Source organism: Pseudonocardia sp. P-1 (genome assembly GCF_058111925.1).
This window is the reverse complement of record NZ_CM176614.1, coordinates 992,236-1,007,286: the sequence shown is the minus strand read 5'-3', so window position 1 is coordinate 1,007,286 and position 15,051 is coordinate 992,236. Positions and strand designations below refer to the sequence as shown.

At 75.2% G+C, this 15,051-nt stretch carries 18 protein-coding genes; 10 read left to right on the top strand and 8 right to left on the bottom strand.

Features of this window, described 5'->3' with window-relative positions; genetic code table 11:
- Positions 1-29: 29 nt before the first annotated feature.
- From AC0GKK_RS04780 to AC0GKK_RS04750, 7 genes are all read right to left on the bottom strand, one after another.
- Positions 30-458 (bottom strand): hypothetical protein, encoded by a 429-nt coding sequence (locus tag AC0GKK_RS04780; protein WP_308819878.1) that lies wholly within the window; start codon positions 456-458, stop codon positions 30-32.
- A complete protein-coding gene (locus AC0GKK_RS04775) occupies positions 455-631 on the bottom strand; it encodes a hypothetical protein (RefSeq protein ID WP_168172228.1) in 177 nt (58 codons plus the stop codon). Before AC0GKK_RS04775 ends, AC0GKK_RS04780 begins: the two co-directional genes overlap by 4 nt.
- Positions 628-975: a hypothetical protein gene (locus tag AC0GKK_RS04770; RefSeq protein WP_482637226.1), complete on the bottom strand. Its 348-nt coding sequence runs from the start codon at positions 973-975 to the stop codon at positions 628-630. Before AC0GKK_RS04770 ends, AC0GKK_RS04775 begins: the two co-directional genes overlap by 4 nt.
- 18 nt (positions 976-993) lie before the next feature.
- A complete protein-coding gene (locus AC0GKK_RS04765) occupies positions 994-1,374 on the bottom strand; it encodes a hypothetical protein (RefSeq protein WP_226369517.1) in 381 nt (126 codons plus the stop codon).
- 2 nt (positions 1,375-1,376) lie between these two features.
- Positions 1,377-1,871, bottom strand: coding sequence for an Asp23/Gls24 family envelope stress response protein (locus AC0GKK_RS04760; RefSeq protein WP_062402422.1), 495 nt, complete (start codon positions 1,869-1,871; stop codon positions 1,377-1,379).
- A 98-nt stretch (positions 1,872-1,969) separates the two neighbouring features.
- Complete coding sequence (locus AC0GKK_RS04755; RefSeq protein WP_489883246.1) at positions 1,970-2,413, bottom strand: dihydrofolate reductase family protein; 444 nt, start codon at positions 2,411-2,413, stop codon at positions 1,970-1,972.
- A complete protein-coding gene (locus tag AC0GKK_RS04750; protein WP_405417813.1) occupies positions 2,410-2,691 on the bottom strand; it encodes a dihydrofolate reductase family protein in 282 nt (93 codons plus the stop codon). The genes AC0GKK_RS04755 and AC0GKK_RS04750 overlap by 4 nt, the downstream gene beginning before the upstream one ends.
- Positions 2,692-2,822: 131 nt before the next feature.
- Here AC0GKK_RS04750 and AC0GKK_RS04745 point away from each other — a divergent pair, with 131 nt between their 5' ends.
- From AC0GKK_RS04745 to AC0GKK_RS04730, 4 genes are read left to right on the top strand one after another with little or no spacing between them, the layout of a single operon-like run.
- On the top strand, positions 2,823-3,878 hold the full coding sequence (locus tag AC0GKK_RS04745) for a FecCD family ABC transporter permease (protein WP_489883245.1): 1,056 nt from the start codon (positions 2,823-2,825) through the stop codon (positions 3,876-3,878).
- Positions 3,875-4,975 carry a FecCD family ABC transporter permease gene (locus AC0GKK_RS04740; RefSeq protein WP_224402843.1) on the top strand — a complete coding sequence of 367 codons (1,101 nt, stop codon included), beginning with the start codon at positions 3,875-3,877 and terminating at the stop codon, positions 4,973-4,975. Before AC0GKK_RS04745 ends, AC0GKK_RS04740 begins: the two co-directional genes overlap by 4 nt.
- On the top strand, positions 4,972-5,868 hold the full coding sequence (locus tag AC0GKK_RS04735) for an ABC transporter ATP-binding protein (protein WP_224402842.1): 897 nt from the start codon (positions 4,972-4,974) through the stop codon (positions 5,866-5,868). The genes AC0GKK_RS04740 and AC0GKK_RS04735 overlap by 4 nt, the downstream gene beginning before the upstream one ends.
- An 8-nt stretch (positions 5,869-5,876) precedes the next feature.
- Entirely contained in the window at positions 5,877-7,100 is a 1,224-nt protein-coding gene (locus AC0GKK_RS04730; protein WP_489883244.1) for a trans-sulfuration enzyme family protein, read from the top strand.
- Here the strand turns inward: AC0GKK_RS04730 and AC0GKK_RS04725 are convergent.
- Positions 7,090-8,238: an acyl-CoA dehydrogenase family protein gene (locus tag AC0GKK_RS04725; protein WP_489883985.1), complete on the bottom strand. Its 1,149-nt coding sequence runs from the start codon at positions 8,236-8,238 to the stop codon at positions 7,090-7,092. The genes AC0GKK_RS04730 and AC0GKK_RS04725 overlap by 11 nt on opposite strands.
- 84 nt (positions 8,239-8,322) lie before the next feature.
- Here AC0GKK_RS04725 and AC0GKK_RS04720 point away from each other — a divergent pair, with 84 nt between their 5' ends.
- The 6 genes from AC0GKK_RS04720 (at position 8,323) to AC0GKK_RS04695 (ending at position 15,051) form a co-directional block, all read left to right on the top strand.
- Positions 8,323-9,426 carry an alpha/beta hydrolase gene (locus AC0GKK_RS04720; protein ID WP_489883243.1) on the top strand — a complete coding sequence of 368 codons (1,104 nt, stop codon included), beginning with the start codon at positions 8,323-8,325 and terminating at the stop codon, positions 9,424-9,426.
- A gap of 363 nt (positions 9,427-9,789) precedes the next feature.
- A complete protein-coding gene (locus tag AC0GKK_RS04715; protein WP_489883242.1) occupies positions 9,790-10,452 on the top strand; it encodes a FadR/GntR family transcriptional regulator in 663 nt (220 codons plus the stop codon).
- Positions 10,449-11,213, top strand: a complete 765-nt coding sequence (locus AC0GKK_RS04710; protein ID WP_489883241.1) for a creatininase family protein — start codon at positions 10,449-10,451, stop codon at positions 11,211-11,213. The genes AC0GKK_RS04715 and AC0GKK_RS04710 overlap by 4 nt, the downstream gene beginning before the upstream one ends.
- A gap of 244 nt (positions 11,214-11,457) precedes the next feature.
- Positions 11,458-12,483: a CE1 family esterase gene (locus tag AC0GKK_RS04705; protein WP_489883240.1), complete on the top strand. Its 1,026-nt coding sequence runs from the start codon at positions 11,458-11,460 to the stop codon at positions 12,481-12,483.
- Entirely contained in the window at positions 12,480-14,015 is a 1,536-nt protein-coding gene (locus tag AC0GKK_RS04700) for an AbgT family transporter (protein WP_308819885.1), read from the top strand. Before AC0GKK_RS04705 ends, AC0GKK_RS04700 begins: the two co-directional genes overlap by 4 nt.
- 49 nt (positions 14,016-14,064) lie before the next feature.
- Positions 14,065-15,051, top strand: coding sequence for an aldo/keto reductase (locus tag AC0GKK_RS04695; RefSeq protein ID WP_482637231.1), 987 nt, complete (start codon positions 14,065-14,067; stop codon positions 15,049-15,051).

The following is a 15,051-nucleotide window of genomic DNA, read 5'->3' as shown; positions in this document are numbered from 1 at the left end:
TCTTCCGACTCGTTCAGGATCCGACGGTTCTACTGCACGCGCGGGGAGTCCGGGCGCGGCCGGGCGTCCTCCGGCCGGAGGGCCTCGACCTCGACGGCCAGGCCGCGCAGCCGGTGCCCGGTGGTGCGACGGAGGTCGGCGTCGATCCGCTCCCGGACGTCGGCGACGGCGGCCCGCACCGACCCGGGGTGGGCCAGGGTGAGCCGCAGCCGGACGTCGACCTCACCGGCGTCGCCGGTCGCGGCGCCGACGGCGGCCCCGACCGTGCCCCGTGCCGGACCGGGCCGCCGGGTCACCCGTGCGGTCGGCCCGGACTCGCCGACGTCGAGCCCGGCGACCCGCCGGGCGCGGTGCCGGGTGGCCGGGGCGGTGTCCGCGGCGTACTCGACGATCTTGCGCAGCACCGCCGGGTCGATCTCCAGGACACCGCGCTCGGCGGGTTCGGGGAGGGTGCTCACCGGTCGCGGCCCCGGCCGAGGCCGGACAGGTCCAGCTCGCCGTCGAGGAGGCGGCCGACGACCAGGCCGATGATGCCGAGCACCAGGGTGATGACGAAGGCGAAGAAGCCGCCGGTGGCACCGGCGACTCCCAGCAGGAGGCCCGCGAGCAGGCCGGTCTGGGTGGCGTTCATGGGATGTCCTCTCCGGGACGGGTGGAGCGGTAGGTGTGCCGGCCGGGCCGGTCGACCCGGGGGTGCGTGCGACGTCGGATGGTGCGGATCAGGGCCACCAGGACCCGGGTCGGCAGCGGCAGGTCGGGCACGATCTCGATCGGTGCGTCGTAGCGGCGGTCGTCCGGGTCGGGCGTCCGGCCGGCATCCCGGCCGGACGCCAGCGCGCGGAAGCGGGCCAGCCCGGCGCGGAAGACCTCGGGGTCACCGCCGCGGTCGGGGTGGTGGGTACGGACGAACGAGCGGTAGGCCGACCGCTGAGCGGGGGTCAGGCCCCCGTGCCCGCCGGGATCCGGCTCGTCCATCCCGTACCCACCTCCACCTCAGGGGACCTCCACGTCCGCGACCGTCACGTCGACGGGGACCCCGTCGACCAACGGCGCGAGGGACGCCCGCAGCGCCGCGACGGTAGCCGGGATCGGCCGGTCCAGACGCAGCACCACCCCGATCTCGACCGGTTCGTCGGTACGGCCGACGAGCACACCGACCAACCGCCGCCCGGACAGCCAGGTCGCGACGGTCCCGAAGGCACCGCCGTCGAGCCGCACCACCGACGGGTGCGCCACGACGGCCTCGGCGACCAGCTCGGCCAGCGCGGCCGGAGCCGGTTCCCGGCGCCGCTGCGCGGCGACCTCCGCCGCACCGGGCGGACCGGTGACGACGGCGGCGGGGGACCGGGCGTCGAACGGGGTCGGCTCGGGCACCGTCACTCCACGACGCGGCCGGTCGGGGCGGGAGCCACCGGGGCCTCGTCGCGGTTGTCGTCCTCGCCGGCCAGGTGGATGTCGTTCACCGAGATGTTGACCTCGATGACCTCCAGCCCGGTCATCCGCTCGACGGCGCCGACGACGTTGCGGCGGACCGCGGAGGCCAGGTCGGCGATGGCGACGCCGTACTCGACGACGACGTCCAGGTCGACCGCGGCCTGCTTCTCGCCGACCTCGACGGCCACGCCCGCGACGGTGGAGGCGCCGCTGGTGCCGCCGCCGGGGATGCGCTCGCGCAGCGCACCGAAGGCGCGGGACGCGCCGGAGCCCATCGAGTACACGCCGGAGACCTCGCGCGCGGCGATGCCGGCGATCTTCTGGACGACGGACGCGGCGATGGTGGTGCGGCCCTGGCCGGTGCCGTCGGCGAGGCGTCCCGCGGGGGCCGCGGCCGGGGTGGTGGCGGGGGTGGTGGTCGGGGTGCCGGAGGTCATCGGTGCTCCTCTCACGGGCCGGCCCCGGGTGGGGGCCCGCCGCGGTGCGTGTGGTGTCCCCCGTGGGATGCCCGTCCGTGGCCCTCCCTCACGGTGGTTCACTCGTTCGGCGGAGCCGGGGTCCCGGGGGCGGCGCGGACGTAGTGCAGCAGCAGGGTCCCGTCGGCGGCCGCCTCGTGGCCCGCCAGGTGCAGCGCGCGCGGTACGGGCAGGGACCGCGGCCCGGTCGCGATCCGCCCCTCCGGGCCCCCGACCAGCACCGGGACCAGCGTGAGGCGCAGCTCGTCGACGACGTCGGCCCCGACCAGCGCGCCGAGCAGGGTCGGCCCGCCCTCGCACAGCACGGAGGTGTGGCCGCGGCGGGCGAGCGCGGCGAGCAGCGCGGCGGGGGAGAGGTCGTCGAGCAGCACGACCTCGGCCCCCGCGGCGACCAGCGCGGCGCGCCGGTCCGCGGGGGCGGCGGCCGTGGTCAGCACGACCGGCGCCGTGACGGTGTCGGTGAACAGCCGCGCACCCGGGTCCAGCCCGGCCGACCCGCTCACGACGACGACCGGCGGGGCGGCCCGGGCGGCCGCCCGTCCGGCCCGGGACGGCGTGGCCGGACGCCCCGGTAGTCCTCGTCCCGCGCGGTGCCCGCCCCGACGAGCACGCAGTCGGCCGACCGTCGCAGGGCGCGGAACAGGTCACGGTCGGCCGGGGTGGACAGGCCGCCGGACCCCGCTCCGCCCGCCGTCACGGCCCCGTCGGCGGAGCTGACCATGACCGCGGTGACCCGCGGCCGGACGGGCGGGGGACCGGACGCGGAGGGCTCGACGGGCACCGCCCGAGCATCCCGCCGCGCGGACGACGTGACGCACGGGGGTGTTCTGTCGTAGGGCAGCCTCACTTATGGTGAGCGGAGCCGCACCGGACGGGTGGGGCCATCCGGTCGAGCAGGGGGCCACGAGCAAGGTGAACGCGATCCGCGTCCGACCACCGTCGGCGGAACAGCCGTCGCCCCCTCGACGGTCGCTCCGGCGCAGGCGGCTGCTCGGCCTCGCCGCGCTGACCACGGCGCTGCTGCTCGCGGTACTCGCCAGCATCGCGATCGGGACCAAGGTCATCCCGGTGAACGAGGTGTTCTCCGCACTGGTCGCCCCGACCGGCAGCGAGAACGACGTGGTCATCCGTTCCCTGCGGATCCCGCGCACCCTGCTCGGGGTACTCGTCGGGATCGCGCTCGGCCTGGCCGGCGCGCTCGTGCAGGGCTTCACCCGCAACCCGCTCGGCGACCCCGGCCTGCTGGGCGTCAACGCGGGTGCGGCGTTCTTCGTCGTCATCGGCATCTACGTCTTCGGTGTCAGCACGCTGTTCGGCTACGTCTGGTTCGCCTTCGCCGGGGCGCTGGTCGCCAGCGTCGTGGTGTTCGTGATCGGCACCCGGGCACCCGGCGGTGCCACCCCGGTGTCGCTGGCCCTCGCCGGTGCGGCCGTCAGCTTCCTGCTGCAGGCGGGCACCTCCTCGGTGGTGCTGCTCGACGAGACCAGCCTCGACGCCTACCGGTTCTGGGTGGTCGGATCGCTCGCCGGGCGCGACGCCGCGGTCGGCGGCCAGGTGGTGTGGTTCATCCTCGCGGGCACGGCGCTGGCGCTGGCCAGCGCGCCCGCCCTCAACGCGCTCTCCCTCGGCGACGACGTCGCCACCTCGCTGGGGCACTCGGTCCGCCGGACCCGGGTCGTCGGCGTCGTCGCGATCACGCTGCTCGCGGGGGCGGCCACCGCCGCCTGCGGGCCGATCGTGTTCCTCGGACTGATCGTGCCGCACGTCGTGCGGGTGTTCACCGGGCCCGACCACCGCTGGCTGCTGCCCGCCTCCGGGCTCGCCGGGGCGGTGCTGCTGCTGCTCGCCGACGTCGTCGGACGGGTGGTGGCCCGCCCCGGTGAGCTGCAGGTCGGCATCGTGGTCGCGCTGATCGGCGGGCCGTTCTTCATCGCGCTCGTGCGCCGTCGCAAGCTGGGGGCCGTGTGAGCACCGTGACCGAACCCGGCCCGCCGAGCACGGTGGCCGTCCCCGGCCGCCGCGCCGTCCGCGCGGGCCGCTTCTCCGGCGTGCTGCGCGTCCGCACCGCCGTCGTGCTGCTCGCCTGTGCCGTCGCGCTGGTGCTCGCCGCCGCGGTCAACATGGGCCGCGGCGACTACCCGATCGCGATCACCGACGTGCTGGCGACGCTGTTCGGCGGTGGCGACGCCGGTCAGCAGCTCGTCGTGCTCGAGCTGCGGCTCCCGCGCACCCTGGTCGGTGCGCTGGTCGGCGGCGCGCTCGCCGTCTCCGGCGCGATCCTGCAGTCGGTCGCCCGCAACCCCCTCGCGAGCCCGGACATCATCGGCGTCCAGTGGGGCGCCAGCGCGGCGGCGGTGTTCGTCATCGTGCTCGGGGGCGGCGTGGCCGGGGTCGGCGGCGCCTTCGCCTCGCTCGGCATCCCGCTCGCCGCCCTGATCGGCGGGCTCGTGTCGTCGGTCGCGGTGTACGTCCTGGCCTGGCGCAAGGGCATCCAGGGCTTCCGGCTCGTGCTGATCGGCATCGGCATCCAGGCCGTGCTCGTCGCCGCGGTGCAGTGGCTGCTGACCGTCGCCCAGATCTACCAGGCCGCCCAGGCCCAGGTCTGGCTCAACGGCAGCCTGAACGCGCGCAGCTGGAACGAGGTCGTCCCGCTGTCGATCTCCATGCTGGTGCTCGTGCCCGCGGCGCTGGCCCTGGTGCACCTGCTCGGCGCCCTGCGCTTCGACGACGACACCGCCCGCGGCCTCGGCGTGCGGGTGAACGGCGCCCGCACCGCGCTGCTGCTCGTCTCCGTCGGGCTCGCCTCGGTCGCGACCGCGGCCGCCGGCCCGATCGCCTTCATCGCACTGGTCACCCCGCAGATCGCGCGCCGGCTCTGCCGGGTCGGGACCCCGCCGATCGGGGTCTCGCTCGTGCTGGGCGCGGCGCTGACCGTGCTGTCCGACCTGATCGCCCGCACCGCACTGGGGTCGGTCGAGCTCCCGGTCGGCATCGTGACCGCCGTGCTCGGCGCCCCGTTCCTGCTGTACCTGCTCGCCCGCACCCGCCAGGAGGCCCGTCGATGAGCACCGTCGAGGACATCAGCGTCGCGGAGGCCACCACCTCCCGGACGACGACGGCGGGCGACCCCGTCCGTCCCGGTGTGGTCCGGCTGTCGGCCGAGCAGGTCACGCTCGGCTACGGCGACCGCACCATCGTCGACGGGCTCGACCTGGAGGTGCTGCCCGGCGCGGTCACCACCGTCATCGGCCCGAACGGCTGCGGCAAGTCCACCGTGCTGCGCGCGCTGGGGCGGCTGCTGCCCGCCCGGACCGGTCAGGTGCTGCTCGACGGCAAGCGGATCGACCGCACCCCGACCAAGGAGGTCGCCCGGGTCCTGGGGATCCTGCCGCAGTCGCCGCTGGCGCCCGAGGGGCTGACCGTCGGCGACCTCGTCGCCCGCGGGCGGCACCCGCACCAGGCCTGGTACCGGCAGTGGTCCTCGGACGACGAGCGCGCCGTCGCCGAGGCGCTGACCTGGACGGGCCTGTCCGACCTCGCCGAGCGCCCGGTCGACGAGCTGTCCGGAGGCCAGCGCCAGCGGGCCTGGATCTCGATGGCCCTGGCCCAGGAGACCGACCTGCTGCTGCTCGACGAGCCGACCACCTTCCTCGACCTGGCCCACCAGGTCGACGTGCTGGAGCTGGTGCGGCGGCTGCAGTCCGAGGCGGGCCGCACCGTGGTCATGGTGCTGCACGACCTCAACCTGGCCGCCCGCTACGCCGACCGGCTCGTCGCGATGAAGGACGGCCGGATCGTCGCGGCGGGGTCGCCCTCCGAGGTCGTCACCGAGGAGCTGCTGGCCGACGTGTTCGGGCTGCGCGCCCGGGTGCTGCCCGACCCGGTGACCGGCACCCCGCTGGTCGTGCCGGACGCGGGCCCGTCGCTGCGCGCCCCGGAGCCGATCGCCGAGGCATGATCTCCGGCGTGACCTCCGGCGACCGACCGCCCTTCCTCGCCACCCGCGCGGTGCACGCGGGCAACGACGTCGATCCCGGCACCGGCGCGATCCGCCGCCCGATCGTCGCGGCCAACTCCTACGCGCTGCCCGAGGACCCCTCCGAGCTGGACTGGTCGGGCACCGCGACCCGGCTCTACACCCGCAACGGCGGGGCGAACCAGGGCTGGCTGGAGGACAAGCTCGTCGCCCTGGAGGACCCGCACGGGGTGTCCCCGGGCGGCTGCGCGGCGGTCGCGCTCGCCTCGGGGGTCGCGGCGCTGCACGCGGTGTTCTTCACGTTCCTGCGCTCCGGTGACCACGTCGTCAGCTCCGACGTCACCTACGTCGCCACCCACCGGCTGCTCACCGAGCTGCTGCCCGAGCGGTGGGGGATCACCGCGACGCTGGTCGACTCCGGCGACCCGGAGGCGGTGCGCGCCGCGGTCCGCCCGGAGACCCGGCTGGTGCACGTCGAGACCCCGGCGAACCCGACGACCCGGATCACCGACGTCGACGCCGTCGCCGCCGTCGCACACGAGGCGGGTGCCCTGCTCAGCGTGGACGCCACCTTCGCCACCCCGGTGCTGCAACGGCCGCTGGAGCGGGGCGCGGACCTCGTCGTGCACTCGCTGACCAAGTACGTCAACGGCCACGGCGACGCGATGGGCGGCGCCGTGCTGGGCCGCCGCGAGCTGGTCGACCGGATCCGCGCCGACGCGATGGTCGACGCCGGGGGAGCGATCAGCCCGTTCAACGCCTGGCTGATCGCCCGCGGCGCGGTGACCCTGCCGATGCGGATGCGCGCGCACTGCGCCGGCGCCCGGCAGGTCGCGGAGTACCTGGAGTCCCGCCCGGAGGTCGCCTACGTCGCCTACCCGGGGCTGGCGTCGCACCCGCAGCACGCGCTCGCGACCCGCACCCTCGACGGCGGGTACGGCGGCATGCTCGCCTTCGCCCTCGACGGGCCGCCGGAGCGGCAGAACCGCTTCGTCGCGGGCCTGCGGATGATCACCTCGGCGGTGTCGCTGGGCCACGACGAGTCGCTGATCGTGCACGTCGGGGCCGGTGGCGACGGCCGGGCGGCGCACTTCCCACCGGAGTTCCGCCGTCTCGGGCACCTGCGCCTGTCGGTGGGGCTGGAGGACCCGCGCGATCTCGTCGCCGACATCGCGCGGGCCCTGGACGGTGCGGGGGCGCCCGTCAGCCGATGAGCGACCGGCCGACGATCTCCTTCATGATCTCGTTCGTGCCGCCGTAGATCGCCTGCACGCGGGAGTCCACGAACGCGCGGGCGATCGGGTACTCGAGCATGTAGCCGTAGCCGCCGTGCAGCTGCACGCAGCGGTCGACGACGCGGTTCTGCAGGTCCGAGCACCACCACTTGGCCTTCGCCGCGTCGGGCACCGACAGCTCGCCCTCGCCGTTGTGCTCGGTGATGCAGCGGTCCACGAAGACCCGCGCGATGGAGACCTCGGTGTCCATCTCGGCGAGCTCGAAGCGGGTGTTCTGGAAGTTCGCCACCGGGCGGCCGAACGCCGTGCGCTCCTTGGTGTACTCCAGCGTCATCCGCACGGCGGCCTCGGCGCCGGCCACCGAGGCGACGGCGATCGACAGCCGCTCCTGGGCGAGGTTCTGCATGAGGTAGATGAAGCCCTGGCCGACCTCGCCGAGCCGGTTCGCGTCGGGCACCCGGACGTCGGTGAAGCTCAGCTCCGCGGTGTCCTGGGCCTTCATGCCGACCTTCTTCAGGCGGCGGCCGCGCTCGAAGCCCTCCATGCCGCGCTCCACCACGAACAGGGTGAAGCCGAGGTGCTTGGCGTCCGGGTCGGTCTTGGCGACGACGATCACCAGGTCGGCGAGGATGCCGTTGGTGATGAAGGTCTTGGACCCGTTGAGGATCCAGTCGCCGTTCGCGTCCTGCTTGGCGTTGGTCGCGATGCCCTGCAGGTCCGAGCCGGTGCCGGGCTCGGTCATGGCGATCGCGGTGATCAGCTCACCACTGCAGAACCCGGGCAGCCAGCGCTGCTTCTGCTCGTCGGTGCACAGGCGCAGCAGGTAGGGCTGCACCACGTCGTTGTGCAGCGGGAAGCCGATCCCGCTGGCCCCGGCGGCGACGATCTCCTCGGCCAGGATCGCGTTGTAGCGGAAGTCGTCGACCCCGCCGCCGCCGTACTCCTCGGGCACCGCGGTGCCCAGCAGGCCGGCCGCGCCCGCGGCGGTCCACACCGCCCGGTCGACCTGACCGTCCTCCTCCCACTGCTCGTGGTGCGGGGTGACCTCCTTCGCGATGAAGGTCCGGCACAGGTCGCGGAACGCGTCGTGTTCGTCGTCGAAGATCTCGCGCTGCATGTCCGGCAGTCTCACATACCCGTCGGTAACTCCGGTCGTCCTCACGGGCCGTCGGTGACCCGCGCGTGCCGGTAGGGTGCGGCCGTGGATCTCGTGGACGCCGTCGCCAACGTGTGGGACCGGGCCGTGGTCGGTCACCTCGCCGACCTGCGACGGATGCCGCGCGACGCGGTGGTCGGCTCGCCGCAGGGCATCCTGTTCCGGTACCGCCCGCTGTCCGGTGTGGACCCCTCCGGCGGTGCGCCGGTGCTGCTCGTGCCGCCGCTGGGCGCCCCGGACTTCGCCTACGACCTGCGTCGCGGCTGCTCGCTGGTGGAGCACCTGCTGCAGCAGGGCCGGACCGTCTACCTGATCGACTACGGCCCCAAGTCGTTCTCCGACCGGACCCTGGGCATCGAGAGCTGGGTCGACGAGCTGCTGCCCGACACGATCCGCCGGGTCGCCGAAGAGACCGACGACGAGGTGCACCTCGTCGCCTGGTCGCTCGGCGGGATCTTCGCCCTGCTCACCGTCGCCGCCGCGGTGCAGGCGCGCGACCCGCTGCCGGTGCGCTCGGTCGCCGCGATCGGCACCCCGGTCGACATCTCCCGGGTGCCGCTGGTGGCGCCGATCCGGCCGCTCGCGCAGATCACCGGTGGCCGGCTCATCTCCTCGATCTACCGGGGTGTCGGGAGCTTCCCGGCGCCGATGGTGAGCTGGGCGTTCCAGCTGACCGCGGTGGACAAGCTCGTCACCAAGCCGCTGGCGATCGCGTCGCGGATCGACGACCGGGACTGCCTGGCCCAGATCGAGGCCGTCGACCACCTGATGAGCAACATGCACGGCTACCCGGGCCGGGTGTTCGGGCAGATCTTCCACCTGCTGCTGCGCAGCAACGACCTCGCCGACGGCGGACTGCGCCTGGGCGGGCGGGACGTGGAGCTGTCCGACGTCGGGGTGCCGGTGCTCGTCGTCGCCGGGCGGGACGACGTCATCGCCCCGCTGCGGGCGGTGCGCGCCGGCGTGCCGCTGCTGACCGGCAGCCCGGAGGTGCGGTTCACGACCTCGCCGGGCGGGCACCTGGGCGTGCTGACCGGGCGCCGGGCCCGGGACACGACCTGGCCCGAGCTCGACCGGGCCCTGGCCGACTGGGACGCCGCCGCGGACACCCCCGCCGACGCCGACGGCCCGGCCGCCGCCGGGGCCTGACCGGCCCGCTCGCCCGGCCGGACCGGACGGCGGCGATTCCGGGGCCGGACCGGCTCGCGTCGGCCGCCGGGCCCGACCCGGCCCGCTCCGGCCGCGCCGGCGGCGTGTGATCGGTCCCTCCCCGGCCACTGCCGCCTGACGGTCCCTGGTCCGTCCGCTGCCCCCGCCCGCACGGTGATCCGTAGTCCGCGTGGTGATCCGCTGTCCGCGCGGTGATGCACGGTGCGCGCGGTGATCCGCGTTCCGCGTGCGTCCGGATGCGCGCGCCCCGCGGATCAGCGCGCGGATTCGTGATCACCACCGTCGGGAACCGGCGGTGGGGGAGGGTTGACCGGTCATGTCTCTAAGTGATTTAGTCACTTTATGACCGCAGGGGAGACGCTGTCGGAGCGCCTGGCCGACGACATCATGGACATCATCCGGACCGGGAACCTCGGCCCGGGGGACCAGCTCGCGTCCTCCCGCGACCTGGCGCGACGGTTCGAGGTCACCACCCCGACCGTCCGCGAGGCGCTGCGACGCCTGGAGGCCACCGGGGCCGTCGAGTTCCGGCACGGCTCGGGCACCTACGTCGGCGCCGGGGTCGGGCGGCGGCTGCTCGCCAACCCGCACCGGCCGTCCCGGACCCCCGACGGCGTGCACGAGCTGATCCGCGCCCGGCTCGTCCTGGAGCCGCCGATCGCGGCTGCCGCGGCCCGGGAGCGCGACCCCGCCGGGCTCGCGCTGCTCTCGGAGAGCGTCACCAACGCCCTGCACCCGCCGGTCGGCGATCTCCGCCCGGCGGTGCACTTCCACGTCGCACTGGCCGCGACCAGCGGCAACGCGCTGCTCCGGGAGACGGTGGAGGCGCTGCTGCACATCCGGGCGCGCGACCAGGTCGAGATCCGGCACCGCTACGACGACCGCGAGCGCGACCACGCCGAGCACGTCGCGCTGCTCGAAGCCGTCCGTGGGGGCGACCCGGACCTGGCGGAGCGGCTCTGCCGCGAGCACCTCGCCTCGATCGCCGCGGCGGCGGGCGCGTGAGCACGCGGCGCCTGGGGGAAATGACGACGGTCGAGGCCGCGGCCGCCGTCGTCGACAGCCCGGTGGTGCTGCTGCCCGCCGGGGCCTTCGAACAGCACGGGCCGGGGCTGCCGCTCGCGACGGACCTGATCCGTGCCGAGGCGGTCTGCGACCGCGTCGCCGAGGCACTGGGCGGCACCGCGGTCGTCGGACCGTCGTTGCCGGTCGGGGTGTCGCCGCACCACCTGGCCTTCGCCGGCACGGTCAGCCTGACCACCACGACGTTCGCCACGCTCGTACGCGAGTACGTCGACGGCCTGTACCGCCACGGCTGGCGCCGGATCTGCGTGGTCACGGGCCACGGCGGGAACGACGCCACCCTCGCGACGGTCGCGCAGGACCTCCTCGCGGCCCGTCCGGACCTGCAGTTCGCCTGGAGCCCGCTCACCACGCTGGCCGCCGACGTCGTCGCCGCGGCCGGGCCGCCCGAGGTCAGCGGGCACAGCGGGCAGGCCGAGACGGCGCAGATGCTCGCCGTCGCGCCGCACCTGGTGCACACCGACCGGCTCACGGCCGGGACCACCCGGTTCGCCGAGCTCGACGCCTTCGGCGCACTGGCCCGGCGGCGCGGTGGTCCGACGCTCACCGCGCCCTACGACCGCCTGTCCGGCAACGGGGTCCTCGGCGACCCCCGCCGGGCCGATCCGGAGCACGGGGAGGCGATCGTCGCCGCGATCGTCGACCGGATCACCGACTTCGTCACGGCCTGGCTCACGGCCTGACGCCCCTCCGACCCGCACGCACCCACAGCACTCCCGCGGTGGCGCCACCCGGTGCCCCCGTCGCACGACCCTGCCCGCGACCCGGGCGGGGCCACAGCACCGGCCGTCGACGACGCCGTCCGAAGGGAACCCCATGTCCGCACCGAGATCGTCCGCACCGAGACCGTCCGCAGCGACACCGTCCGTTCCGGGACACCCGACCGGGGGCGCGACGCGACGTGCCGGGGGACGCCGCCTGCGTGCCGTGGCGGCGGCCTGCCTGGCCGCGGCCGCCCTGACCACCGGCGCCGCCGTCGCCCCTGCACCGTCCGACGCCGCCGTGGTCCCGACCGCATCCGGGTCGCCGGCCGGACCCGCCGGTCCCGGTGCTCCCGCCGGACCTGCCGGCCCCGGCGTGGCGGCCGGACCGGCGGGCGGCCCGCCCGGAGCACGGAGCCCCGGCTGCGGCCTCACCCCGCCGCAGGCACCGGGCACCACCGCCGTCCGCACCGTGGACAGCGGCGGCCTGGCCCGCACCGTGCGCGTCCACCTGCCCGAGGGCTACCGCCCCGACCGGCCCACCCCGGTGGTCCTGGTCTTCCACGGCCGCGGCAACGACGGCGCCACCACCGAGGACTTCTCCGGCCTGTCCGGGCTGCCCGCCGTCGTCGCCTACCCCGACGGGGTCCCCGGCGGTGAGGGGAAGCGCTCCTGGCAGGGCGCCCCGTACTCCTCGCCGGGCGTCGACGACGTCGCCTTCACCGGTGACCTGCTCGACGACCTCGAGGCGGGCCTCTGCGTCGACCCCGGCCGGGTCTTCGCCACCGGAAAGTCCAACGGCGGCGGCTTCACCGAGATCCTGGCCTGCCGGATGTCCGACCGGATCGCCGCGATCGCCCCGGTCGCGGGCGCCTACTACCGCGACGGCGAACCGCCGTGCCGGCCCGGCCGTCCGGTCCCGGCGTTGTTCGTGCACGGCACCGGCGACGCCACCATCCCCTACACCGGCGACGCCGGCCGCGGCCTGCCCGCGATCCCGGCGAAGGTCGCCGAATGGGTCGCCCGTGACGGCTGCCGGGCCCGCCCGCAGACCCGCCGGATCGAGCCCGACGTGACCATCTCGACCTGGCGCGGCTGCCGCGACGGCGCCCGGGTGCAGCACGTCGCCGTCGACGGCGGCGGCCACACCTGGCCGGGCGCGACCGCCTACTCCGGTGGCGGCGTCACCACGCAGACGGTCCGCGCCACCGCGCTGGTCGGGGACTTCTTCGGCCTCGGGGGACCGCGATGAGCACCCCCGCCGCCACCCGGGACCGGGAGCTGCCCCGCCTCGTGCGGGCGATGGCCGTCGTCGAACGGGTCGGGAACGCGCTGCCGCACCCGTTCTGGCTGTTCTGGGTGCTGTCGGCGATCCTCGCCGTGGTCAGCGCCGGGCTGGCGGCGGCGGGCGTCGCCGTCGTCGCACCCGACGGCGAGCCCGTCGCGGTGCGGAACCTGCTCTCCGGCGACGGCCTCGCGATGGCCGTCTCGTCGATGATCGACAACTTCGCGCAGTTCCCGCCGATGGCCACCATCGTCACGGTGATCATGGGTGTCGCGGTCGCCGAGCGCAGCGGGCTGCTCGCCGCGGCCATGCGGGCCGGCGTCGCCCGGGTGCCCGCGTCGCTGGTGGTGTTCGCGGTCGCGTTCGCCGGGACCGTCGCGCACGTCGCGTCGGCCGCGGCGTACGTGATCCTGGTGCCGCTCGGCGGGCTCGCGTTCCGGGCGGTCGGGCGCTCGCCGATCCTCGGGATCGTCGTCGCCTACACCGCGATCGCCTCCGGCTACGACGCCAGCCCGGTCCCCACCCCGAACGACGCGATCTTCGCCGGCATCACCACCGCCGCGGCCCGGATCGTGGACCCGGCGGTCGTGGTGACCCCGGTCGGCAACTGGTTCTTCAACATCGCCTCCTCGGTCGTCCTCGCGCTGGTGATCACGCTGGTCACCCGGGTCGTCCTGGCCAAGCGGCCCGACCTGGACCCCGACCCCGACGCCCCCGACGACGACGTCGCCGGGCTGAGCCTGTCCGCGGCCGAGCGGACCGGCCTGCGCCGCGCCGGCTGGGTGCTGCTGGGTGGTGCGGTGCTGCTCGTCGCGGTCGTGGCGCCGGAGTGGTCCCCGCTGCGCGGGGAGAACGGCTCGATCGTCGAGTCCCCGCTGGTCGAGGGCATCGGCGCGGTCATCGCGCTGCTGTTCGGCCTGCTCGGCACCGTCTTCGGCCGCGCGGTCGGGACGATCACCACCGCCGCCGACGTCCCGAAGCTGATGGCCGACGGGATCCGGCAGATGGCCCCGGTGCTGGCGCTGTTCTTCGCGATCGCCCAGTTCCTGGCCTACTTCGACTGGACCCACGTCGGGGACGTGCTCGCCGTCGTCGCCGCGGACGCGCTGCGCACCACCGGCGTCCCGATCCCGGTCGTGTTCCTGATGGTGCTGGCCGTGCTCACCGTGGTGAACGTGATGGTCACCAGCGGGACGGCGATGTGGTCGATCGCGGCGCCGGTGATCGTGCCGATGCTGATGCTGGTCGAGGTGCCGCCGGAGACCACCCAGGCGCTGTTCCGGATCGCCGACTCCGGCTCGACGGCGATCACCCCGATGAGTCCGTACTTCGTGATGGCGCTGGGGTTCCTGCAGCGCTACCGCAAGGACGCGGGCATCGGGACGCTCGCGTCGTACACGCTGCCCCTGGCCGTCGCCATGACGGCGGTCTGGACGCTGCTGTTCTTCGCCTGGTGGGCACTGGGGATCCCGCTGGGCCCGGGGGCCCCGGTCCGCTGAGGGGACGGACGCGGGGCGGGGACCGGGACGGTCGGGGACACTGGCGCAGGTGCGCTACCTCGACGCTCCCGGTCCCGGCCCACGACGCTGGTCGGTGATGGGCCTGGGCACCTGGCAGTTCGGCACGAGCGAGTGGGGCTACGGCGACGCGCTGGAGGCCGGGCGGATCGTCGCCCGCGCCCGTGAGCTGGGCGTCACCGTCTTCGACACCGCGGAGCTCTACGGCCCGCTGCGCAGCGAACGGATCCTCGGCGACGCGCTGCGTGCCTGCGGTGGCCCCGGGTGGCGCGACGACGTCGTGCTCGCGACGAAGTTCTTCCCGGTCCTGCCCCTGGGCCCGGTGCTGCGGCACCGCGCGGCCGCCTCCGCCGCCCGGCTCGGGGTGACCGAGATCGACCTCTACCAGGTGCACAAGCCGCACCCGCTGGTCGGCGACGCGTCGGCGATGCGCGGGATGGTCGAGCTGCAGCGGACCGGGCTGGTCCGCGACGCCGGCGTCTCGTCGTACACGCTGGACCGCTGGCTGGCCGCGGAGGAGGCGCTCGGCGGACCCGTGCTGTCCAACCAGGTCGAGTTCAGCCTCCTGCGCCGCAGGCCCGTCGCGGCCCTCGTCCCGCACGCCGCCGCGCACGGCCGCATCGTGATGGCCTACAGCCCGCTCGCCCAGGGCCTGCTCACCGGCCGGTACGACGCCGGCCACCGGCCCACCAACGCGGTGCGCCGCAGCAAGCCGGAGTGGCTGCCGGAGAACCTGGCCGCACTCGCTCCGCTCACCGACGCCCTGCGCGACGTCGCCTCCGCGCACGACGCGACGCCGTCGCAGGTCGCGCTGGCGTGGGTGGTGTACCACCCGAACACGGTGGCGATCCCCGGTGCGTCGAGCGTGGCGCAGCTGGAGTCCAACGTGGCCGCGGCGGACATCGTGCTGACCTCCGACGAGTACGTCGGTCTCACCGCGGCCGCGCAGCGGGTCCGGCTGCGCACCGGACCCGCCACGCTGCCCGCCGTGGCCCGGGAGCTGCTGCGCTCCCGCTGA

Bases quoted from the DNA above. Each gene is read 5' to 3' on its own strand.
- AC0GKK_RS04775 (WP_168172228.1), bottom strand. From the start codon at position 631: ATGAACGCCACCCAGACCGGCCTGCTCGCGGGCCTCCTGCTGGGAGTC.
- AC0GKK_RS04725 (WP_489883985.1), bottom strand. From the start codon at position 8,238: ATGCAGCGCGAGATCTTCGACGACGAACACGACGCGTTCCGCGACCTG.
- AC0GKK_RS04770 (WP_482637226.1), bottom strand. From the start codon at position 975: ATGGACGAGCCGGATCCCGGCGGGCACGGGGGCCTGACCCCCGCTCAG.
- AC0GKK_RS04735 (WP_224402842.1), top strand. From the start codon at position 4,972: ATGAGCACCGTCGAGGACATCAGCGTCGCGGAGGCCACCACCTCCCGG.
- AC0GKK_RS04715 (WP_489883242.1), top strand. From the start codon at position 9,790: ATGACCGCAGGGGAGACGCTGTCGGAGCGCCTGGCCGACGACATCATG.
- AC0GKK_RS04760 (WP_062402422.1), bottom strand. From the start codon at position 1,871: ATGACCTCCGGCACCCCGACCACCACCCCCGCCACCACCCCGGCCGCG.
- AC0GKK_RS04700 (WP_308819885.1), top strand. From the start codon at position 12,480: ATGAGCACCCCCGCCGCCACCCGGGACCGGGAGCTGCCCCGCCTCGTG.